The organism is Pseudomonas sp. BMS12, from assembly GCF_001592875.1.
In the GTDB taxonomy this organism is placed as follows: Bacteria; Pseudomonadota; Gammaproteobacteria; order Pseudomonadales; family Pseudomonadaceae; genus Aquipseudomonas.
Map to the genome: position 1 here is coordinate 39,988 of NZ_LSOF01000030.1, position 20,357 is coordinate 60,344.

The 20,357-nt window shown below is 56.9% G+C and carries 22 protein-coding genes; 4 read left to right on the forward strand and 18 right to left on the reverse strand.

Going from position 1 to position 20,357, the window contains the following annotated elements; genetic code table 11:
• Positions 1-20: 20 nt before the first annotated feature.
• Positions 21-1,511: an NCS1 family nucleobase:cation symporter-1 gene (locus tag AYB31_RS20475; protein WP_068830855.1), complete on the reverse strand. Its 1,491-nt coding sequence runs from the start codon at positions 1,509-1,511 to the stop codon at positions 21-23.
• Positions 1,512-2,030: 519 nt separating this feature from the next.
• On the opposite strand from AYB31_RS20475, the gene hydA reads away from it, so the two are divergent.
• From hydA to preA, 3 genes are all read left to right on the forward strand, one after another.
• Complete coding sequence (gene hydA, locus AYB31_RS20480) at positions 2,031-3,470, forward strand: dihydropyrimidinase (RefSeq protein WP_068830856.1); 1,440 nt, start codon at positions 2,031-2,033, stop codon at positions 3,468-3,470.
• A 112-nt stretch (positions 3,471-3,582) separates the two neighbouring features.
• Complete coding sequence (locus AYB31_RS20485) at positions 3,583-4,947, forward strand: NAD(P)-dependent oxidoreductase (RefSeq protein ID WP_068830857.1); 1,365 nt, start codon at positions 3,583-3,585, stop codon at positions 4,945-4,947.
• Positions 4,944-6,221, forward strand: a complete 1,278-nt coding sequence (gene preA, locus AYB31_RS20490) for an NAD-dependent dihydropyrimidine dehydrogenase subunit PreA (RefSeq protein ID WP_153020762.1) — start codon at positions 4,944-4,946, stop codon at positions 6,219-6,221. Before AYB31_RS20485 ends, preA begins: the two co-directional genes overlap by 4 nt.
• A 206-nt stretch (positions 6,222-6,427) precedes the next feature.
• On the opposite strand, the gene AYB31_RS21595 is transcribed toward preA, so the two are convergent.
• The 17 genes from AYB31_RS21595 to AYB31_RS20530 all read right to left on the reverse strand — a co-directional run bounded on the left by AYB31_RS21595 (position 6,428) and on the right by AYB31_RS20530 (position 19,512).
• Positions 6,428-6,736, reverse strand: coding sequence for a hypothetical protein (locus AYB31_RS21595; RefSeq protein ID WP_153020763.1), 309 nt, complete (start codon positions 6,734-6,736; stop codon positions 6,428-6,430).
• 205 nt (positions 6,737-6,941) lie between these two features.
• A complete protein-coding gene (locus tag AYB31_RS21600; protein ID WP_153020764.1) occupies positions 6,942-7,307 on the reverse strand; it encodes a hypothetical protein in 366 nt (121 codons plus the stop codon).
• A gap of 93 nt (positions 7,308-7,400) precedes the next feature.
• Complete coding sequence (locus AYB31_RS20495) at positions 7,401-8,171, reverse strand: hypothetical protein (protein ID WP_068830859.1); 771 nt, start codon at positions 8,169-8,171, stop codon at positions 7,401-7,403.
• A gap of 101 nt (positions 8,172-8,272) precedes the next feature.
• Positions 8,273-8,608, reverse strand: coding sequence for a hypothetical protein (locus AYB31_RS21605; RefSeq protein ID WP_153020765.1), 336 nt, complete (start codon positions 8,606-8,608; stop codon positions 8,273-8,275).
• Positions 8,598-8,906 carry a hypothetical protein gene (locus tag AYB31_RS21610; RefSeq protein ID WP_153020766.1) on the reverse strand — a complete coding sequence of 103 codons (309 nt, stop codon included), beginning with the start codon at positions 8,904-8,906 and terminating at the stop codon, positions 8,598-8,600. Before AYB31_RS21610 ends, AYB31_RS21605 begins: the two co-directional genes overlap by 11 nt.
• A 99-nt stretch (positions 8,907-9,005) precedes the next feature.
• Positions 9,006-9,653 carry a response regulator gene (locus AYB31_RS20500; protein WP_068830860.1) on the reverse strand — a complete coding sequence of 216 codons (648 nt, stop codon included), beginning with the start codon at positions 9,651-9,653 and terminating at the stop codon, positions 9,006-9,008.
• A 482-nt stretch (positions 9,654-10,135) separates the two neighbouring features.
• Positions 10,136-10,525: a hypothetical protein gene (locus tag AYB31_RS21615; RefSeq protein ID WP_153020767.1), complete on the reverse strand. Its 390-nt coding sequence runs from the start codon at positions 10,523-10,525 to the stop codon at positions 10,136-10,138.
• A gap of 71 nt (positions 10,526-10,596) precedes the next feature.
• On the reverse strand, positions 10,597-11,073 hold the full coding sequence (locus AYB31_RS21620) for a hypothetical protein (protein ID WP_153020768.1): 477 nt from the start codon (positions 11,071-11,073) through the stop codon (positions 10,597-10,599).
• An 82-nt stretch (positions 11,074-11,155) separates the two neighbouring features.
• Complete coding sequence (locus tag AYB31_RS21625) at positions 11,156-11,578, reverse strand: hypothetical protein (protein ID WP_153020769.1); 423 nt, start codon at positions 11,576-11,578, stop codon at positions 11,156-11,158.
• A gap of 104 nt (positions 11,579-11,682) precedes the next feature.
• Positions 11,683-12,195, reverse strand: a complete 513-nt coding sequence (locus tag AYB31_RS20505; RefSeq protein ID WP_068830861.1) for an MltR family transcriptional regulator — start codon at positions 12,193-12,195, stop codon at positions 11,683-11,685.
• A gap of 86 nt (positions 12,196-12,281) precedes the next feature.
• Positions 12,282-12,770: a HEPN domain-containing protein gene (locus tag AYB31_RS21310; RefSeq protein ID WP_082805383.1), complete on the reverse strand. Its 489-nt coding sequence runs from the start codon at positions 12,768-12,770 to the stop codon at positions 12,282-12,284.
• Between the two features lie 595 nt (positions 12,771-13,365).
• Positions 13,366-13,818, reverse strand: a complete 453-nt coding sequence (locus AYB31_RS21630) for a hypothetical protein (RefSeq protein WP_153020770.1) — start codon at positions 13,816-13,818, stop codon at positions 13,366-13,368.
• A gap of 115 nt (positions 13,819-13,933) precedes the next feature.
• A complete protein-coding gene (locus AYB31_RS20510) occupies positions 13,934-14,554 on the reverse strand; it encodes a TetR/AcrR family transcriptional regulator (RefSeq protein WP_068830862.1) in 621 nt (206 codons plus the stop codon).
• A gap of 157 nt (positions 14,555-14,711) precedes the next feature.
• On the reverse strand, positions 14,712-15,503 hold the full coding sequence (locus tag AYB31_RS20515; protein ID WP_068830863.1) for an outer membrane protein OmpK: 792 nt from the start codon (positions 15,501-15,503) through the stop codon (positions 14,712-14,714).
• A gap of 422 nt (positions 15,504-15,925) precedes the next feature.
• Positions 15,926-16,876 (reverse strand): adenosine deaminase, encoded by a 951-nt coding sequence (locus AYB31_RS20520; RefSeq protein ID WP_068830864.1) that lies wholly within the window; start codon positions 16,874-16,876, stop codon positions 15,926-15,928.
• 354 nt (positions 16,877-17,230) lie between these two features.
• Complete coding sequence (locus tag AYB31_RS20525; protein ID WP_068830865.1) at positions 17,231-18,196, reverse strand: isopenicillin N synthase family dioxygenase; 966 nt, start codon at positions 18,194-18,196, stop codon at positions 17,231-17,233.
• A 233-nt stretch (positions 18,197-18,429) separates the two neighbouring features.
• Complete coding sequence (locus AYB31_RS20530; RefSeq protein WP_068830866.1) at positions 18,430-19,512, reverse strand: BMP family ABC transporter substrate-binding protein; 1,083 nt, start codon at positions 19,510-19,512, stop codon at positions 18,430-18,432.
• A 328-nt stretch (positions 19,513-19,840) separates the two neighbouring features.
• Here AYB31_RS20530 and AYB31_RS20535 point away from each other — a divergent pair, with 328 nt between their 5' ends.
• Positions 19,841-20,305 (forward strand): REP-associated tyrosine transposase, encoded by a 465-nt coding sequence (locus tag AYB31_RS20535; protein ID WP_068830867.1) that lies wholly within the window; start codon positions 19,841-19,843, stop codon positions 20,303-20,305.
• Positions 20,306-20,357: the final 52 nt, after the last annotated feature.

The window sequence follows — 20,357 nt, forward strand, 5'->3', positions numbered from 1 at the left end:
GCGGCGCCGGCAGGGGTGGATCAGGCGGCGGCTTTGCTGGCGCCGCTCAGGCTGCCCAGCTTGAGGCCGGCACAGAGGTAGTAGAGGACGCCACCGAGCAGCGAGCCGGTGAACCAGCCGTAGCTGTAGAACCAGCTGAGCAGGCCGGTGGCCATGGCCAGCACGGTCAGCGCCACCGGCACGCCGAGGGCGATGAAGCCGGCCCAGTTGACCGCCGGGTAGGCGCCGCCGTCGAGGTACAGCGAAGGCAGGTCGAGCTTCTGCCGGCGCACCAGGAAGTAGTCGACCACCATGATCCCGGCAATCGGTCCGAGCAGGCTGGAGTAGCCCAGCAGCCAGTTGGAGTAGAGGCTTTCCAGGCTCACGTCGGAGGTGATCAGACCGGCCTTCTTCAGCAGTTCATGGCCCATCAGCAGCAGGCCGACCAGGCCGGTGAGCAGCACCGCCTTGGTACGGTTGATCAGCTTCGGCGCGATGTTCTGGAAGTCGTTGGTCGGCGACACGATGTTGGCTGCGGTGTTGGTCGACAGGGTGGCGATGATGATCAGCGCCATGGCGATGGCGACCCAGACCGGGCTGTCGATATGGCCGATCAGGCTGACCGGGTCGGCCACGGTTTCACCGACCAGCGAGGCGGAGGCGGCGGTCATCACCACGCCGAGCGCGGCGAACAGGAACATGGTCACCGGCAGGCCGACGACCTGGCCGATGATCTGGTCCTTCTGGCTGCGCGCATAGCGGCTGAAGTCGGGAATGTTCAGCGACAGGGTGGCCCAGAAGCCGACCATGGCGGTGAGGCCGGCGAAGAAGTAGCTGGCCACGCCGTCACCCTCGGGGCGCTTCGGCGGCTGCGCCAGCAACTCGCTCAGCGACACGTGCGGCATGGCCCAGGCCAGCAGGCCGACGCCGACGGCCAGCAGCAGCGGGGCGGACAGGGTTTCCAGCCACTTGATCGACTCGGCGCCGCGGATCACCACCCACAGGTTGAGGGCCCAGAATGCGAAGAAGCCGATCACCTCGCCGACGCCGCCGAGGGCCTTCCACTCGGGGAAGATCGAGCCGAGGAACAGGTGAATGGCCAGGCCGCCGAACATGGTCTGGATGCCGAACCAGCCGCAGGCCACTACCGCACGCACCAGGCACGGCACGTTGGAGCCGAGGATGCCGAACGAGGAGCGCAGCACCACCGGGAAGGGGATGCCGTACTTGGTGCCGGGGAAGGCGTTGAGGGTCAGCGGGATCAGCACCACGATGTTGGCCAGCAGGATGGTCAGCAACGCTTCGCCAACCGACAGGCCGAAGTAGGCGGTGAGCACGCCGCCCAGGGTGTAGGTCGGCACGCAGATGGCCATGCCCACCCACAGCGCGGCGATGTGCACGCTGCGCCAGCTGCGCTCGGCCACCTTGGTCGGGGCGATGTCCTCGTTGTAGCGCGGGCTGTCGAGCACCTCCGCGCCGGCGTTCATTTCGTAGAGCCCGTCTTGGGCCGTGACCTCGGTTCTGCTGTGCATGGGGCCTCTCCAGTGTCGTCATATCGCTGTTCTTATGCGTGCGGCAGAGCCTTCACGCTGACGGCTGAGGCCACAGTCAATAAGCGTGCCGAAATTCGAAAAATACTGTCCGATCGGTCGGAAATGCCCGCCATGTCCAGGCAATACGGGCTCTTGCGGCTAGCGGCCTGGCAGCCATGCAACACCATCCCCGGCCATTCTGGCAATGCTGTCCTTCGCGTCAGGTTTCAAACTGGTGCGTGAAAATATTTTTTGCCCGCCCAGCGTTCCCGGCGCTTTCGGGCAACTGCCTGTTTTGGCTGGACTTTCAGTGTTTCAAGGAAAAGCTGACAGCTGGGTCAAACTGGTGCAGGGGTCTCACCATTTTGGTGATTTAAGAATAAAAGTTAATAAAAACATATAGTTATGTTGTTTGTAGGATGGTTTGTACCTGTCTTGCGTGAATCGATTTGTGCGGATAGCTTTTGATCCTGTCTTGCGCGACAGGTTTGATTCGCGCCGCTCATTGAGGACTGCGAGATGACGCTACTGATCCGCGGGGGCACGGTGGTGACCCACGAAGAAAGTTACCGGTCCGATGTGCTGTGCGGTGACGGCCGCATCCTGGCCATCGGTGAAAACCTCGAGCTGCCGGCCGGCGCCGAGGTGCTGGAGGCCGGTGACCTGCTGGTGATGCCGGGCGGCATCGATCCGCATACGCACATGGAGCTGCCCTTCATGGGCACCGTGGCCAGCGAGGACTTCTTCAGCGGCACGGCGGCCGGCCTGGCTGGCGGCACCACTTCGATCATCGACTTCGTCATCCCCAACCCACAGCAATCGCTGCTGGAAGCGTTCCAGCAGTGGCGCGGCTGGGCCGAGAAATCCGCCGCCGACTATGGCTTCCACGTTGCCGTGACCTGGTGGAGCGAGCAGGTTAGCGAGGAGATGGGCGTGCTGGTGCGCGAGCACGGCATCAACAGCTTCAAACACTTCATGGCCTACAAGAACGCCATCATGGCTGCCGATGACACCCTGGTGGCCAGCTTCGAGCGCTGCCTGGAACTCGGTGCGATGCCCACCGTGCACGCCGAAAACGGCGAGCTGGTCGACCACCTGCAACGCAAGCTGCTGGGCATGGGCATCACCGGCCCCGAGGCGCATCCGCTGTCGCGCCCGGCGCAGGTCGAGGGCGAGGCCGCCAGCCGCGCCATCAGCATCGCCGGCACCCTCGGCGTACCGCTGTACCTGGTGCATGTGTCCACCGAGGACGCGGTGGAGCAGATCCGCCTGGCGCGGCGCAACGGTCAGCCGGTGTACGGCGAAGTGCTGCCCGGCCACCTGCTGCTCGACGATGGCGTGTACCAGAGCGCCGATTGGCAGTTCGCCGCCGGCCATGTGATGAGCCCGCCATTCCGCCCGGCCCACCACCAGCGCGCGCTGTGGCAGGGCCTGCAAAGCGGCGACCTGCAGACCACTGCCACCGACCACTGCTGCTTCTGCGCCGAGCAGAAAGCGGCCGGGCGCGACGACTTCAGCAAGATCCCCAACGGCACCGCCGGCATCGAAGACCGCATGGCCGTGCTGTGGGACGCCGGGGTCAACAGCGGCAAGCTGTCGATGCACGAGTTCGTCGCCATCACCAGCACCAACACCGCCAAGCTGTTCAACCTCTACCCGCGCAAGGGTGCGGTGCGCGTTGGCGCCGATGCCGACCTGGTGCTGTGGGACCCGCAGGGCACGCGCACCATCTCCGCCAGCACTCACCACCAGAACGTCGACTTCAACATCTTCGAGGGTCGCCAGGTGCTCGGCGTACCGCGTCACACCATCAGCCAGGGCCGCCTGGTCTGGTGCGACGGCGACCTGCGCGCCGTGCGCGGCGCCGGCCGTTACCTGCCGCGCCCCGCCTGGCCGAGCGCCTATCAGGCCCTGCAACGCCGCGCCGAACAGCAGCAGCCGCTGCCGGTCGCCCGCTAAGCCGTACCTTTGCGGACTGCGCCGCAGAGCGCAGCCGTCGTTCATTTCCTAGCTGCCTTGCCCGCCGCCTCGCCGCGGCGCACCGATAACAACAGCACCAGAGGCAAGCACCGTGATCGACCTCGACCATCTACCCCGGCCCTCGGCCACCCATGCCGAGCTGGCCAGCCAGTTCGGCGACCTCACGCCGCCGCTCAACGCACGCCAGGCGCAGCTCGAAAGCGAGCGCTGCCTGTACTGCTACGACGCGCCGTGTGTCACCGCCTGTCCCAGCGAGATCAACATCCCCTCGTTCATCCGCAACATCGCCCAGGACAACGTGCGCGGCGCCGCGCAGACCATTCTCGAAGCCAATATCCTCGGCGGCAGCTGCGCCCGCGTATGCCCCACCGAGATCCTCTGCCAGCAGGCCTGCGTGCGTAACAACGCCCAGGAATGCGCGCCGGTGCTGATCGGCCAGCTGCAGCGCTATGCCCTGGACAACAGCGACTTCAGCGAGCACCCGTTCCAGCGCGCCGAGTCCAGCGGCCGGCGCATCGCCGTGGTCGGCGCCGGCCCGGCCGGGCTGTCCTGCGCCCATCGCCTGGCCATGCTCGGCCACGACGTGGTGCTGTTCGAGGCCGAGGCCAAGGCTGGCGGCCTGAACCAGTACGGCATCGCCCAGTACAAGCTGCCGGACGACTTCGCCCAGCGCGAGGTGGAGTTCCTCCTCGGCATCGGCGGCATCGAGCTGCGCACCGGCCAGCGCCTGGGCGACAACCTCGACCTCGGTGCGTTGTACCGCGAATACGATGCGGTGTTCCTCGGCCTCGGCCTGGGTGCCAGCCGCCAGCTCGGCCTGACCGGCGAGGATGCCCCCGGCCTGGCCGCCGCCACCCAGTGGATCAAGGCGCTGCGGCAGAGCGACGACTACGCCAGCTTACCGCTGGCGCGCCAGTGCCTGGTGCTCGGCGCCGGCAACACCGCCATCGACATGGCCGTGCAGATGAAGCGCCTCGGCGCCGAGGAGGTGACCCTGGTCTACCGCCGTGGCTTCGCCGAAATGGGCGCCACCGGCCACGAGCAGGAAATCGCCAAGGCCAATGGCGTACGCCTGCTGACCTGGGCGCGTCCGCAGCAGGTGCTGCTCGACGCGCAGGGCCGCGTGCGCGGCATGCGCTTCGCCCGCACCGAGCTGGTCGAGGGCCGCCTGCAGGACAGCGGCGAGCAGTTTGAACTGCCCGCCAGCGGCATCTTCAAGGCCATCGGTCAGGCCTTCGATCCGGCGGCGTTGAGCGACGCCACGGCCAGCGAACTGCGCCGCGACGGCGAGCGCATCTGGGTCGACGCCGCGTTCCGCACCAGCCTGCCCGGCGTATACGCCGGCGGCGACTGCGTGCAGCCGGGCCAAGACCTCACCGTACAGGCCGTGCAGCACGGCAAGCTGGCCGCCCAGGCCATTCACCAGGACCAAATGACTCAAGCGGAGGTGGCGTGATGGCTGACCTGTCGATCGATTTCGCCGGCATCAAGGCGCCCAACCCCTTCTGGCTGGCCTCCGCGCCGCCTACCGACAAGTCCTACAACGTCGAGCGCGCCTTCGAGGCGGGCTGGGGCGGGGTGGTGTGGAAAACCCTCGGCGAGGACCCGGCGGCGGTCAACGTCTCCTCGCGCTACTCGGCGCACTACGGCAAGAACCGCGAGGTGCTGGGCTTCAACAACATCGAGCTGATCACCGACCGCAGCCTGGAGATCAACCTGCGCGAAATCGAGCAGGTGAAGAAGAGCTGGCCCGACCGCGCGCTGATCGTCTCGCTGATGGTGCCGTGCGAAGAGGAGTCGTGGAAATTCATCCTGCCGCTGGTCGAAGCCACCGGCGCCGACGCCATTGAGCTCAACTTCGGCTGCCCGCACGGCATGCCCGAGCGCGGCATGGGCGCGGCCGTGGGCCAGGTGCCTCAGTACGTGGAGATGGTCACCCGCTGGTGCAAGACCTACTGCCGCCTGCCGGTGATCGTCAAACTCACCCCCAACATCACCGACGTGCGCATGCCGGCCCGCGCCGCCCTGGCCGGCGGCGCCGACGCGGTGTCGCTGATCAACACCATCAACTCGATCACCTCGCTCGACCTCGACGCCATGGTCGCCCGGCCCATCGTTGGCGGACGCAGCACCCACGGCGGCTACTGCGGCTCGGCAGTCAAACCCATCGCCCTGAACATGGTCGCCGAGATCGCCCGTGATCCGACCACCCACGGTTTGCCGATCTCCGGGATCGGCGGTATCGGCAGCTGGCGCGACGCCGCCGAATTCATCGCCCTCGGCTGCGGTTCGGTGCAGGTGTGCACGGCGGCCATGCTGCATGGCTTCCGCATTGTCGAGGAGATGGCGGACGGCCTCAGCCGCTGGATGGACGAGAAGGGCTATGCGCGCATCAGCGACTTCGCCGGCAAGGCGGTGGCCAACACCACCGACTGGAAGTACCTGAACATGAACTACCAGGTCATCGCCAAGATCGACCAGGACGCCTGCATCGGCTGCGGCCGCTGCTTCATCGCCTGCGAGGACACCTCGCACCAGGCCATCGAAAGCCTGGCCAAGGCCGAAGGCGGGCGCCTGTATGAGGTCAAGGACGAGGAGTGCGTGGGCTGCAACCTGTGCCAGATCACCTGCCCGGTGGAAGGCTGCATCACCATGGTTGAGCAGCCCACCGATAAGCCGTACATGAACTGGACGCAGGACCCGCGTAATCCCTATCGGGAGGTGGTGTAGCGCGGGAGTAAACCGGCAGAGCTGCGGCTCCAGCTTTTTTGTGGGAGCGGCTTTAGCCGCGATTGGGTGCGACTCGGAGTGCCCTGCTTATCGCGGCTGAAGCCGCATCCACTAGAGCGCTGCTTCGTTTGGTTAAGGGGGCCGGCTTTAGCCGGTCCCGAGTGAGCGAAGCGAGCGACTTGAACCAATTGTTATAGGGAAATAACTCAGCAGTTGATTCCAGCTCTTTTGGCGGCACGGTAGACGATTACAGTTATTGTTATAAAGACGACTGACATCCCGCAAAGAACAGGGTCAATTTTGCCCTTTGCTATATAAAAATAAATTGCTGCTGATACCATTACTGCGGAAAGCAGAAGCCAAACCATTACGCCGCTTGCTAGTTTGTTGGTTTTATATTGTCCTATGCCGTAGATTCGCTTTCCGCGCTCGTTCATTTCAATTATTTCTTTGGCATCCTGCTCGCACTCAGGAGAGCAGGCTATTCCTTTGGTGAATGAAATAGTGCATTCCATGCAAACGGCCTTATTGCAGGACTTGCAAATGCCTACGGCGTCAGTTCCTTTGTGTTCGAAGCACTGCATTTGAGTTTTTCCTATAACGTTTGGTTAAGGGGCGGGCTTTAGCCCGTCCCAGTGAGCGAAGCGAACGGTTTGAACCAATTGTTATGTGCTAGCACCCCCAGTCATCCTTCTCAAGATACGAATCAATTTCTTTGTGTCAAATAGATGCCTTTTCGCTATCTACTCCCCTCTTAGTGGGAAATTCCTCTCTAAGGGAAATCACATCACAGATTACAGGGTTAATGTCTGTGATTAGGTATGAGGTCGCCAAATAATCGAATTCTGAAAGTGTATGCGTGTGAGCGTCAATCAATGAGTCTGCGAGTTTTTCAGCTTTATCATAGTCGCGCTCTTTTATTGCGCGCTGAATTTTAGTGAAACCTTTTAAGTATGCTGCTTCGTATTTGAGGCGATCGTTAAATTCCAATGCAAAAAAAGCGTAAGAGGAAATTCCAACTCCGATTGCAATACATATGCATGCTCCAAGAGCGGTTGCTAAAGCCAAAATCACTTTTTGCTTCATGGAGTTACCCCTCTAGCACATAACGATTAAGCTAAGGGGCCGGCTTCGCCGGTCCCAGCGAACGGAGTGAGCGCTTTGAGCGCATTGTTAGAGTTACAACTCCGCGTCCTTTTTGAGCTCCTCAATAATTTGGAGCCCCATGTAAATTGCTTCATGTGCATGAGGTTCTGAAACCTGTTGCGCATGAATGGCAGCGTTGCAAATTTTTAGAATGTAATCAAACGAACTTCGCATATGACTGTACTTTGGGTAGCTAACGGTTAGCTCCCTAAATAGCTGCCTTGCAGATAGAAATTTCTCCACCATTTTTGATGGGTCTGGCGTGATAGTTCTTTTTCCAAGAATATTCCGGAGATTTTGCTCTAGCTCCATTCTTAGTTTTGCTAATGCGAAGTTGTAATCGCCACCTGCTTGAGCAATAAATGCCGAAACATCGTCTTCTATTGTTCCTGGCTCATCAGGTTTTTCGATTGCCGCTTCTAGGTCTTCTTTGGCTTGGCGTGCTTCTTCTGGGTTCGGGTAATGTACGTTTACCGTTTGTTGTACTGTGTTTGAAATGGTGTTTAGCATGCTGCTATAAACACCAAGAAATTCTCTGGTTTCAGATTTAAATTCTTTTACCTCGCCAGCAATTTTCTCAACTTCTTTTTCAAAAGAAATTAGTTTACCAATTGAAATTTTCTTGGCGATTGGGAGTAGCAGGAAAAATATTGAGAAAACAAGAAGGGTTAATGCAGTGGTTCCTATGTTCTCTGTAGGAGGGAACCCTATATTCGTGAGTGCCATTGCAAGAAGTGCACAGGCCACTAGTCGACATAGAAATGGAAAAATATCGAATGATAGGATTTTTCCTATGGGTGGCACGTAAACCTCCTTGTGACTCTAACGTTTGGTTAAGGGGCCGGCTTTAGCCGGTCCCGAGTGAGCGAAGCGAACGACTTGAACCATTTGTTATGTTCATGGCGCTACTGCCCATTTGCTAGATTTTCTGCTGTGTTTGCACTTGCGCCAATTACTTTTTCTAACAGTACAGGCAAGCTTGCTCCTAGGTACAAAGCAGCCAGCCAATCATTGATGCTGTTAAAGGCCACGGCAAATATCGTAACGACTAAAGCTAGAAATGGAGTTAAAAGTGACTTTACAAGGAAAAATTCAAGATTTAGTTCTATTTTTAGCTGTGGCGGCATTTTTTGACGAGTTAGCAGGTCGTAGAAGAATGGAAAGAATCCGCCAAATGTGCCCGCGAGAACGTAAAGTATTTTTACTAGAGAAATACCAAAAATCAGGGTTTCAGTAGACACGATTTATCACTGCCCCCATAAATTTTTCTTTTAATGAGGCTTTTTTCTTATAGTGCGTGCGTGTTGTTAATAGAGCCTCGCCGTTCTGTCCCTTTCTGAAAAGAAATACTATTTCATCCGAGTGCTCTCGAACTGCCTTCTCTACAGCCTCAATGCTTACATGCGCCTCGTTGGACACACCTTTCAATGTGCGATATTTGTATTTCGGATTCTCTAGCGCCTTTTTTATCTCCTCAAATATTTGAGTTGAGTTTTTGTCTTTTTTCTTCCGTCTTACATTTGAAGGTTTCAGGCTCATTTTTGCTCCATGCTTTGGGTGGAAGAGGAACATAACGTTTGGTTAAGGGGCGGGCTTTAGCCCGTCCCAGTGAGCGCAGCGAACGATTTGAATCATTTGTTAGCTGGTGCTCTCTAGTGGCAGTAGGCTCAAAAGCGTTGTTCCGGATGATGTTATTTCAGTGACTCCTGCTGAAAGAGCCTCTTGGCGCATGTTTTTTGAGGCCCAGCTTCCGCAGTAGATATAAACGGGGACGTCGGAGTTATATGTTCTTATTTTCTCTGCTAAATCGATGCCGGCTCTGTCGTTTTCGGGTCTTCCCATGTCAGAAATAACTGCATCATATGTGCGATTTCTGAACTGTGAAATTCCATCAGTTGTCGTTAGCGCTATATCTACTTCGTGTCCGCGCTCTTGAAGAGTGGCAACAAGAAAGCTGTTGTTCTTAGGGTTGTCATCCACCCAGAGGATACGTCTACGTGTGATTGTTGAGGGAGGGGGTTCTGACAGTGTTACTGTCTGCCCAGACGCTAAGCTCCTCTCTAGCTCTGCAAGCTTTGATTGAATATCTGCGGTAATTATTCTTTGCTGCTCTGACGCCTCTTCAACGCTTAACTCGTTGTCGCCAACTTTTATCGTGAGTTTTCGGCCGCGGAAGGAGTCAATGAGCCCTTTAAGAGGCTCAAAAAACTTGAATGAAAATATGGCGACTAATGCGGGCCAGGCCAGGTTGGCAAGAGCAGAAATTAATTCGGAAAAGCTCTCCAATGTGGTGTCCTCTGTTGACAGCTAACGTTTGGTTAAGGGGCCGGCTTTAGCCGGTCCCGAGTGAGCGAAGCGAACGGCTTTGAACCAATTGTTAGAGCTTTTGCACATTGTAAAGCCCCACTTCATTGATGATTGGAAAGAAGTGACTTGCAATGAAAAGTGCTGCTAACACTGAAGCCAGGATGGCTACATTGATGCAGCACTCGGCAAAATGCGTCGATCCGGAACTTAGCATTTGCCCGATTAGGTATGCGACAGCCACAACTCCTGGAGCAACTGCAAAGCTTGCTTCAAGAAAATATGATACGAGAGCGCTAAGTATTAAAAATGCTGCGAGGCTTAGGGCTGACACTCTCATGGCTTGATTGCTCTAACGATTAAGCTAACGGGCGGACAAAAGCGCAGCTTTTGGACGTCCAGCGAACGAAGTGAGCGACAGTTGAGCGCATTGTTAGGCACTTCGCACATGAAGTAACAAGGCATTACTCAATATCAATGTATTCGGTGTGTGCATGTATGCCGCAAGGGCAGCACTCTTTCGGCGACCAGCGGACGGCGATATAGGGCTTTCCATTTCCCTTCTTTTCTACTGTGAATTCTGCGCTAGCCGCCTCAGATGTGAAGCTGGGTTTAAGCGTTTCGTACGGTTCGGAAGTGGAGATGCCTTTAGCGTTACTCTCGGTATATGCGAGAATTATTATTGGATCATCTAAATCTTCCAGCTTTCGCGGGACTGTGACTCTGTACTTGTTTAAGCCAGAAAGCTTTTCAAGCTTTATTAGGTCGTCAAATTCTTGCCCGCTCCTTGGTGCGTAGCATGCTAGAGAGGCTTGTGAGAGCAGGAGGCTGATAATGATTATGAGAGTACGCATGTTTTGCCTAACGTTTGGTTAAGGGGCGGGCTTTAGCCCGTCCCAGTGAGCGCAGCGAACGATTTGAACCACTAGTTAGGTATTTTCTTGCAAACCAACTCCAATGCTCCGCATAACACTATCGCAATCAGGATGTATTTATCCTTTGGCTCCAACCCTTGATATTTAGATATCCCTGATTCGGGAAGCTGCTTGCGAGTTTTGTCAAGAGAAACTTGCAGAACTTTCTTATCGTTCTCGCCAAGGCATGCGTATAAATTATTTACATCTTGCGCTGAGATTACTGGCCGAAGATTGTGAGCAAAATCATTTCGCAATGTACCTAGAGCGTTCAAAGGTTTTTCAAGGCGAGAGTCAAGCCCTAGAGAAATAGCTAGCTTAATCGTGTCGTGATAATCTAATTTTATCTTCTTGTAATGCGCGATACTTTCCAGTTTTGATTCAATAATTTTATTTAAATATTGCTCAACAATTATATGGGATCGTATGACAACGCCAAGGTCATCTTCACCCTGAAGGGTGTTTAATAAATCTGACTTGAGTTCCATGTCTATACCTAACGTTTGGTTAAGGGGCCGGCTTTAGCCGGTCCCAGTGAGCGGAGCGAGCGATTTGAACCAATTGTTATGCCTAGGTTATTTTAGACCAAGCATTTTCTAACGAAATTATTTGCTCACTGCCGTTCAAGTCTTGAGGTATGTACCATGACCTAGACTTATTTGTTCGGTCTGGGTTTTCTGCTGAAAGCAGATTTTCAATTTCTTGTTTGGTGCAAACCAAATATCGACTATGTGGCTGTTTAAGATTTAAAAGAACGACAACTAGAAAGTCAAATTTTAAGCTGTTGCTTACTGTGACAGTTCGTTGGTCTTTCTCAGGCCATCCAATGGTTTTAACTTGAACTCTTTGAATGCTCTGGCCGGAAATTACTACAATATCCCAACCTTTTTGTGTTGGGCCATGTGCAATATATGCTTCATGGCCGCGCTTAAGAAGCTCAGCTAAAATAAGGCTCTCGCCGATTGCACATTTGACAGATTTATCTATTTCCAATTTAGACTCTTACTTAGTGGGGCGCACGAGGCATAACGTTGGAATTCAGCCGCCCGCATTAGCGGGTAGGCTGGGATGACTTTTTATGCCGCAACTCCTTCATTTTATGATCTTGCGGCATTTGACCATTTCTTTAGGGTGCGCCGCTCTTGTTGAACAAGACGTACTCGCCACATAAAGTCTATGAGCAATATTGCTACGGCGAAGTTAAACCTTACTCTCTCGTTTGATGAGGACTCTAATTCTGCTGGGCCCAACCAAGGTAAATTTTTGCATAGATCTTTTATGTTTTGGGATTCGAAGCTAACGCCTTTCCAGCTATGGCCAAACTCATTCCTTATTTTTCTTATTATATTTAATTCTTCATACTCATTTTTCTGAATAAGGCCCATTGCGAATGCTGCTTTAATTCTGGAAGAGAATGTGCCAAGAGGAGCATTAAAGCCATCTATTAGCTCTGCTGCATCGCGGCTTTCTATTAGAAATGCCGAAATTATTTCTCCCAGCCTTTCATCTAGATATGAGCCTGCCGTTAATACTGCTCCGCGATCACTTTCATCGTTAAACTCTTTAAGAAAGTCAGCAAGATCTTTGTATTCTGGGAGTAACTCACTCATCTCTCGGCCTCATCGGCATAACGATTAAGCTAAGGGGCGGGCTTTAGCCCGTCCCAGTGAGCGAAGCGAACGATTTGAGCGCATTGTTATACGACATCGTTACATTCTGTACTGACTATTTTGTTAAGCAACTTTCTAGCGGACTTTATATCGTTGTATAGCTCTTGAAAAAATGCTATGCCATGGTGCTCGCGTGCTCTAAGAAGTGAGAGATCAAAATCTTCACCCTTTGTACTTACAGGGTATTTTAGACTTTGGAAGTAAAAGTCCATAGTGATGTCAGATGCTTTGCAGAATTCTTGGATTACTAAAGGAGATTTATCTAGATGAATATATTTTCCGTAAAAGCAAAGTAGCTCTTCGGATTGGTAAAGTTCACTTACTGCTTGCAGCAATTCGGTAAGTTTGTGATTTTTTTCGATTTCATTACCTTTGGCCAATATTAGGGATTTTAGGCTTAGCTCAATGCCATGGTAAAAATTAAAGAGAACTGGTTCGGCTATATTGGAGTCCGACCATTTTGTATGTTCTTCGAACTCTTCATCGCTTGGCCAGTGCCAGCCTTCGTAAGACATGGAGCTAAAATTTCCAGCTTTAATCAATTCGGATGAAGCGTTAAGAGTAAGCTGCCAAAAATTAAGACAGAGTCCGTAGAATCGTATGGCTTGAAATTTATCCAAGGTTCAGCCCTTGTTCGTATAACGTTTGGTTAAGGGGCCGGCTTTAGCCGGTCCCGAGTGAGCGAAGCGAACGGCTTGAACCAGTAGTTAGGTGAACCATCGCCACCTACTAGAAATGCCGGAATATGCTTTTTCTGCTGTGTTCTTAACCTGTTCAATTGAGTCTCCGCCACCAGCGGCAAGGACCTCCCACTGCTCATTGCAATAGAAAAGGAGATAGTCATCCTCTCCTGGGTTCTGGCATATAGAGAGTTTTGGTACCGGCCCTATAAGGTTTCCATCTACGTATGTGGAAATTCTGCCTGTATAGGTAACAGATTCATCAACTATGGCAAAGGCTATTACCTTCGCGGAGTCTTGAGTGGCGGGCGGCTTAGGTCTGTCCATGGTTACCTAACGGTTAAGCTAACGGGCGGCCAAAAGCGTAGCTTTTGGACGTCCAGCGAACGAAGTGAGCGACAGTTGAGCGTATTGTTAGGAGATGCATGCACTAAGCTCCGCTTTCATGAAAATAGCGACGCCACTCGGCCATGCATTCTTCGGCCAATGCAAAGCAACACTCTTCTCCACGCTCTGTCTCTATTTTGGCCTCGTCAAGGCTCTCTATTGCACCGCCTGGGTAGGGGAGGATTGTGCTTGTTGATTTTAATTTAAATACCCCTAGCTCCGAATTGCTTCTATGTTTGCGCAGCTTGCCATGTTTTAGCGTATTGCATATGTCGGCGCAGACCCTTAGAGCGGGGCTAGAATTTATAAATACTTCAACATCGTTGAATGATGAATATTCTGGACTTTCTTTGATCCAGTCTTTTAGGTGGTAGCAAATTTCAAAGAAGGAGAAGAGCTCAAACTCAGTATTTCCACCGAACTGTGGGGATATTCCTTCTCGAATCGGACGGAGCTTGTTGTACTGATACTGGAGTCTGGCGCGCTGATATTCCACAGCTTCTCCTAACTAGTGTTTATACGACATGCCTAGGTCTAGGCATTGTGTTTGATACTGGGTGCAATGTCCGAATCTAGGCATGTTTTATATCCATATATAGCCATCCGCTCCCTTACGCATCCAACCCAATCCCCCTCAGCACCACCCCCGTCACCGTCTGCACCGCATGTTCGAACTGCAGATCCGACAGCGCCTGGTCATCGTTGAGCAGGGCGATCTGGTAGTTGAAGTCAGCGTAGTGCTGAGTCGAGGCCCAGATCAGGTACAGCAGGTAGTCGGGCGCCACAGGCAGGATGCGTTTGCTGTCGACCCATTCGCGGATCTTGGCTTCCTTGAGCTTGGCCCAGTCGTAGAGGGCTTCGCGCAGTTTTTCGCCGAGGATCGGGGCGTTCTGCATCACTTCGCTGGCCCACACCTTGGAGCCGTGAGGGCGCGTGCGCGAGTGGTTCATCTTGGCGCGGATGTAGGTGGTGAGCACCACGCGCGGGTCGTCGTAGAGTTCGAAGCACAGGGCGTCCTGCTTCCACACGTCGAGCAGGTTGAACAGCACGGCGCGGTACAGCTCTTCCTTGGTCTTGAAGTAGTAGTGCAGGTTGGATTTGGGCAGTTCGACCAGTTGGGCGATGTCCTGCATGGCGGTGCCGGCGAAGCCGCGTTCGGCGAAGACCTGTTCGGCGGCGAGGAGAATCTTTTCGGTGTTCTTCAGACGGATGCCGAGCTTGCGGTTGGTCATCGCGGTTCCATGCTGCGCGAGTAAGGCGGGGCCTCACGATAGCATCGAACGAAACCTGTCGCAGCAGGCGGGAAGAGGCCCGCCGCGCCGAAGGAGAAGCAGCGCGGCGAGAAGGCAGATGCGCGGGCCAGAGCGTCTGGCATCTGCCGGTACAGGCTTAGAAGTGAGCCTTGAGCAGCAGGCTGATGGCGCTCTGGTCGGTGCCACCGAGGATCTCGTCGCCGAGGAAGCTGTCGTCGTCGATACCGTACTTGTCGCTCCAGTAGTCGTATTCCACGCCCACGTAGACCTTCTGCCCGAAGCCGAAGGCCTTGGCCACGTCGTACTTGATCTGCGGGTTGAAGTGCAGGTTGGCGTGGTAGCTGTCGTCGTTGTCGACGACCCAGTCCATGAAGCCGTCGATGACCAGGTCGGAGTTGCCGACCGGGATGGTGTAGCTCCACACCGGAGTGATCTGCCAGACGTTGTCGCCGTCGCGCTTGCCGTCGGTGGTGCGCAGGTAGGTATTGATCTGGAAGTAGTCGAAGCCCGGGATGGCCAGGTCGACGGCTGGGCCGATCAGGTAGGACTCGACATCGTCTTCGCCGAATTCGTAGGTGGTGGAGATCAGCACGTCCTTGACGATACCGAAGGACAGGTCGGAACCGGTCATCTTGCCCAGGGAGAAGCGCGGGCTGAATTCGCCGTAGAAGGTGTGGCCGTCGCCGGCGCCGTTGGTGGCCTCGGTGTTGTACTTGATGCCGTCGACGAAGAAGAACAGGTCACCAAAGCTCCAGCCGCTGGCGTGCTCGAAGGTCACGGTCTGCTGCTTGGGTGGGTCGACGGTGAAGTCGATGCCGTTGAGGTAGGTGAGGCTGTTGTCCTGCCATTGCAGGAGGTCGCCGGCGTGGCTTTGTTGGGCGGCGAACAGGCTGCCGAGCAGCAGCAACGAGGTGGTGGTGCGCTTCATTCACATGCTCCTAAAGGATCGGGGTCGGTTTCTCTGAACCTGTCTTATTGGTCAGCCTTTTCCCTTGAGCAAGAACGCTGCCAATTCCTGTCGAAATGGACAGAAATCGTCAAAAGTCTTGGCTTTTTTCCGTGCTTGCCGGGAGAGCCGCGCCACGGCCGGTGCCGCTGGGTAGCGGCGTCGGTCAATCCTTCCGGGGCGGGGGCTGGCAGCGCCGGTCAAGGCGCTGCGGATGCCACACAATGGCGCAGGTTGGCGCCTTCATGTAGCGGGGCGGTGCTTAGAGCCTGTTCAAAGGCTGCTGTGCGTCGGGTCTGCTGCGTTAAAAGCAGGCTCTGATGCTCATTTACTCTTTGTAAACTGCGCTTCTTCGTCTGCTTTTGCCTTGCATACCGCTAGCTCGCGAGCCTTTGGTTCAGGCTCTAGCGCACCAGGCGGGCGTCCATGCTGTTCTGCGCCAGGCGCTGGGCCTGTTCGCGGGTCATGCCGAGGCTGTCGTGCAGGGCGATGAAGTTCTCGGCGACATAGCCACCGAAGTAGGCCGGGTCGTCGGAGTTCACCGTGACCTTCACGCCGCGCTCGAGCATTTGCAGGATGTTGTGCTGGCGCATGTCGTCGAACACGCAGAGCTTGGTGTTGGACAGCGGGCAGACGGTGAGCGGGATCTGCTCGTCGATGATGCGCTGCATCAGGCGCTCGTCCTCGATGGCGCGTACACCGTGGTCGATGCGTTCGATCTTGAGCAGATCGAGGGCTTCCCAGATGTACTCGGGCGGGCCTTCCTCGCCGGCGTGGGCCACGGTCAGCAGGCCCTCACTGCGCGCCTTGGCGAACACGCGCTCGAACAGGCGCGGCGGGAAGCCCATCTCGGAGCTGTCCAGGCCGACGGCAACGAAGGCGTCGCGGAACGGCATGGCCTGCTCCAGGGTCTTGAACGCCTCTTCTTCCGGCAGGTGACGCAGGAAGCTGAGGATCAGGCCGTAGCCGATGCCGAGCTGTTTCTCACCGTCGACCAACGCCTGCTGGATGCCGCGCAGCACGACTTCGAAGGGAATGCCGCGGTCGGTGTGTGTCTGCGGGTCGAAGAAGGGCTCGGTGTGCACCACGCCCTGTTCCTTGCACTTGAGCAGGTAGGCCCAGGTCAGGTCGTAGAAATCCTGCTCGGTACGCAGGACGTTGGCGCCCTGGTAGTAGAGGTCGAGGAATTCCTGCAGGTTGTTGAAGGCGTAGGCACTGCGCAGGCTGTCGACGTCGGCCCAGGGCAGGGCGATCTTGTTGCGCTCGGCCAGGGCGAACAGCAGCTCGGGCTCCAGCGAACCCTCCAGGTGCAGGTGCAGTTCGGCCTTGGGCAGCTCATTGATCCATTGGTGCATGGGCAATTCTCGTCATCAGGCGTTGATGGGGCGCGCATTCTACCTGCGCGGCTTGGTTGTAACAGGGCCGGGTGTCGCTTGGCCTCCTTGCGGGGCGGCGATGCGCTCTTGTAGGAGGGGCTGGGCGGCAAACTGCTTTGGCCGCGACGCTTTTGTGTAGGCCCGGTCGCGGCCAAGGCCCCTCCTACAGGTCTGGTGTTGCTTGGAACTTCATTGCGGCTGAAGCGGAGTGCCGCCCAGCCCTCCCACAAAAAACCAGACCTACCTTGTGGGAGTGGCTTGAGCCCCGATTGGGGGCGGCTCGGTGGTGAGTCGTGTCCAAGGCGGCTTGCCACCCAGCACTCCCCCAAACGCTCAGCCCTTGGCCTCTTCCCTGCGGTAAGCATAGGTGTCGGCGAAGCGCGAGAGCATGTAGGCGCTGCACGATACCGGCGGGTACTTGGCGGGGCTGTCGGCGCTGGAGCAGTTGGGCAGGCAGCTGATCTCGGTATCCGGATGCGGCTCGGCGAAGAACGGCATGGAGTAGCGGTCGACACCCAACGGGCTGATGACCCGGTGCGGCGTGGACTTGTACCGGTCGTTGCTCCAGCGCGCCATCATGTCGCCGATGTTGACCACGTAGGTGCCTTCGATCGGCGGCGCGTCGATCCACTCGCCGTTGACGTTCTGCACCTGCAGGCCGCCGGCATTGTCCTGGTACAGCAGAGTGATGCAGCCATAGTCGGTGTGCGCGCCGGCGCCCGGTTGATCGGCGCTGCTGGCGGCCTGCCGGGGCGGGTAGTGGATCATGCGCAGCACGCTGATCGGCTCGGCGAAGCGCTGGTCGAAGAAGTCTTCCTCGATGCCCAGGGCCTCGGCCATGGCGCGCAGCAGCGTCAGCGACAGGGCGTGCATGTCTTCGTAGTGGCCCTGCATCAGCGCCTGCCAGCCGGGAATGTCAGGGTGGCGGTTGGGGCCGCGCAGGGGCTTGCCGGCCAACACGTCGGGGTGTTCGGCCGCCATGTGGAAACCCATGTCGAAGGTTTCCTTGAAGTCGCTGGGCTGGGTCGGGTCGAGCTGCTCGGTGGCGATGGCGCCGTAGCCGCGGTGGTGGGCGCTCTGGGTGATGTCGATGCGCAGTTTTTCCTCGGCCGCGCGGGCGAAGAAATCCTCGGCGGCGGCTTTCAGTTCGGCGATGCGCGAGGGGGAAATCGGGTGGCCCTTGATGTAGTAGAAGCCCCATTCGCGGCACGCGGCGTCGATCTGCCGGGCCACGGCCTGACGGGCGGCGGGGTCGTTCTGGTACAGCGGGGCGATGTCGATGATGGGCAGTGAGTTCATGGTTGCTCCTGGAAGGTCTAGGTGCTGCGAGTCTTCTCGTACCCAGGGCAGCGGAAAGGGCGCCGGGGCGCCCTGGTGCGCGGTTCTTTCTCTGGGGAAAGGGACGGCGCGGTGGTGCTTGGTGGTGCTTGGTTTTGCTGTGTGGGCTTGTGTGGGAGCGACTTCAGTCGCGATCAGGGCCGACGCGGAGTGGCCTGGTTTATCGCGGCTAAAGCCGCTCCTACAAGTGTTGCTTACTTCGGCAACTCGGCAGTGATGCCTTTGACGTAGTAGTTCATGCCCGCCAGTTCGGCGTTGCTGGCGGTGGCGCCGGCTGCAATCTTGACCGTGCCGCTCTGGTCCATGATCGGGCCGGTGAACGGGTGGAAGGAGCCATCCTTGATGCTGGCGATGATGGTTTCGGCTTCAGCCTTCACGTCAGCCGGTACCAGATCGCTGATCGGCAGTTCGATGGTGCCTTCAGCCAGGCCGCCCCAGTAGTCCTGGGGTTTCCAGGTGCCGTCCATGACCGCCTGGGCGCTCTTGATGTAGTGCGGGCCCCAGTTGTTGACGATGGAGGTCAGCACGGCCTTCGGGCCGAAGTGGGCCATGTCCGAGGCGTAGCCCACGGCGTACACGCCACGGCGCTCGGCGGTCTGGATCGGCGCCGGGCTGTCGGTGTGCTGGAACACCACGTCCACGCCCTGGTCGATCAGGGCGTTGGCGGCGTCGGCTTCCTTGCCCGGGTCGAACCAGGAGTTGACCCACACCACCTTGATCTCGGTGCCGGGGTTGTACTTGTCCAGGGCCAGCTGGATGGAGTTGATGTCGCGGATCACTTCCGGGATCGGGAAGGAGGCGATGTAGCCGATCTTCTTGCTCTTGGTCATCTTCGCGGCGAGGTAGCCGCCGACGTAGCGACCTTCATAGGATGTCGACAGGTAGGTGCCGAGGTTCTTGTCCTGCTTGTAACCGGTGGCGTGTTCGAACGTCACTTTCGGGAACTGTTTGGCGACCTTGGCGGTGGGGTTCATATAGCCGAACGAGGTGGTGAACACCAGGTCGTAGCCCCCCTTGGCCATGTTGCGGATAACGCGCTCGGCGTCAGCGCCCTCGGCGACGTTCTCGACGAAGCTGGTTTCCACCTTGTCGCCGAACTGCTTGATCAGCGCCTGGCGGCCCTGCTCATGCTGGTAGGTCCAGCCGTGGTCGCCGATCGGGCCGACATAGACGAAGCCGACTTTCAGCGGGTCGGCGGCGGAAGCGCTCAGCACGGTGCTGAAGCCAATGGCGGCGGCCAGGCCGCGCAGCAGGTTCTTGCTCTTCTTCTGGTGCATCTGGGGGTGTGCTCCTGGTGGTCTTGTGTGGTGGCCGTGTCGGGCTGCCTTCTCATTGCAAAAAATTGACCAACAAGACAACTGATTGAGGAAATCCGCTGTGCCGCGAATTTCGCTGCATGCGGAGTTGGATAAAGTTGTCGAAATGGTCAAAGACGGCGCACGGAAAAATTGGCTGGCTTGAAACTGGTGCAGGGCGATTGTGGTCGGTGGATTGCTATCGCGACTGAAGTCGCTCCCACAGGGTTGGGAGCTGGTGCTTTTGTGGGAGCGGCTTTAGCCGCGATGAGGCCGGCCTATACTGCGCAGACCTATCTGGAGCAATGGAATGCCCCAAGCCCGTAAACCTCACTCAGGCAATCTGCGCATCGGTCGCTATTCGGCAGCGCAGCAGCTGTATCTGCTGACAGCTACCACACATGATCGCCTGCCAATCTTCACCGACTTCACTTGTGCCCGCCTGCTGATCACTGAGCTGCGCCAAACCCAGTGCGATGGCTTGGTGGAGTCGCTAGCCTGGGTCGTCATGCCGGATCACTTTCATTGGCTGGTGAGCCTGCGTAGCGGTTCGTTAGAGCAGCTCATGCAGCGGGTGAAGGGGCGTAGTGCACGGCAACTGAGCCTGGAGTTGGGCCAATCCGGGACGATCTGGCAGAGCGGCTTTCATGATGGCGCTGTGCGGCGGGAAGAAGATGTGCAGGCTGTGGCCAGGTACATCGTGGCCAATCCGTTGCGGGCCGGGTTGGTGCAGCGGCTTGGCGACTATCCGTTCTGGGATGCGGTGTGGCTCTGAGCTGGCCTCATCGCGACTGAAGTCGCTCCCACAAGGCACGACTTGGATTTTG

Bases quoted from the DNA above. Each gene is read 5' to 3' on its own strand.
- AYB31_RS20475 (WP_068830855.1), bottom strand. From the start codon at position 1,511: ATGCACAGCAGAACCGAGGTCACGGCCCAAGACGGGCTCTACGAAATG.
- hydA (WP_068830856.1), top strand. From the start codon at position 2,031: ATGACGCTACTGATCCGCGGGGGCACGGTGGTGACCCACGAAGAAAGT.
- AYB31_RS21595 (WP_153020763.1), bottom strand. From the start codon at position 6,736: ATGGAATGCACTATTTCATTCACCAAAGGAATAGCCTGCTCTCCTGAG.
- AYB31_RS21600 (WP_153020764.1), bottom strand. From the start codon at position 7,307: ATGAAGCAAAAAGTGATTTTGGCTTTAGCAACCGCTCTTGGAGCATGC.
- AYB31_RS21610 (WP_153020766.1), bottom strand. From the start codon at position 8,906: ATGAGCCTGAAACCTTCAAATGTAAGACGGAAGAAAAAAGACAAAAAC.
- AYB31_RS21615 (WP_153020767.1), bottom strand. From the start codon at position 10,525: ATGCGTACTCTCATAATCATTATCAGCCTCCTGCTCTCACAAGCCTCT.
- AYB31_RS21620 (WP_153020768.1), bottom strand. From the start codon at position 11,073: ATGGAACTCAAGTCAGATTTATTAAACACCCTTCAGGGTGAAGATGAC.
- AYB31_RS20505 (WP_068830861.1), bottom strand. From the start codon at position 12,195: ATGAGTGAGTTACTCCCAGAATACAAAGATCTTGCTGACTTTCTTAAA.
- AYB31_RS21310 (WP_082805383.1), bottom strand. From the start codon at position 12,770: ATGTCTTACGAAGGCTGGCACTGGCCAAGCGATGAAGAGTTCGAAGAA.
- AYB31_RS20510 (WP_068830862.1), bottom strand. From the start codon at position 14,554: ATGACCAACCGCAAGCTCGGCATCCGTCTGAAGAACACCGAAAAGATT.
- AYB31_RS20515 (WP_068830863.1), bottom strand. From the start codon at position 15,503: ATGAAGCGCACCACCACCTCGTTGCTGCTGCTCGGCAGCCTGTTCGCC.
- AYB31_RS20520 (WP_068830864.1), bottom strand. From the start codon at position 16,876: ATGCACCAATGGATCAATGAGCTGCCCAAGGCCGAACTGCACCTGCAC.
- AYB31_RS20525 (WP_068830865.1), bottom strand. From the start codon at position 18,196: ATGAACTCACTGCCCATCATCGACATCGCCCCGCTGTACCAGAACGAC.
- AYB31_RS20530 (WP_068830866.1), bottom strand. From the start codon at position 19,512: ATGCACCAGAAGAAGAGCAAGAACCTGCTGCGCGGCCTGGCCGCCGCC.
- AYB31_RS20535 (WP_068830867.1), top strand. From the start codon at position 19,841: ATGCCCCAAGCCCGTAAACCTCACTCAGGCAATCTGCGCATCGGTCGC.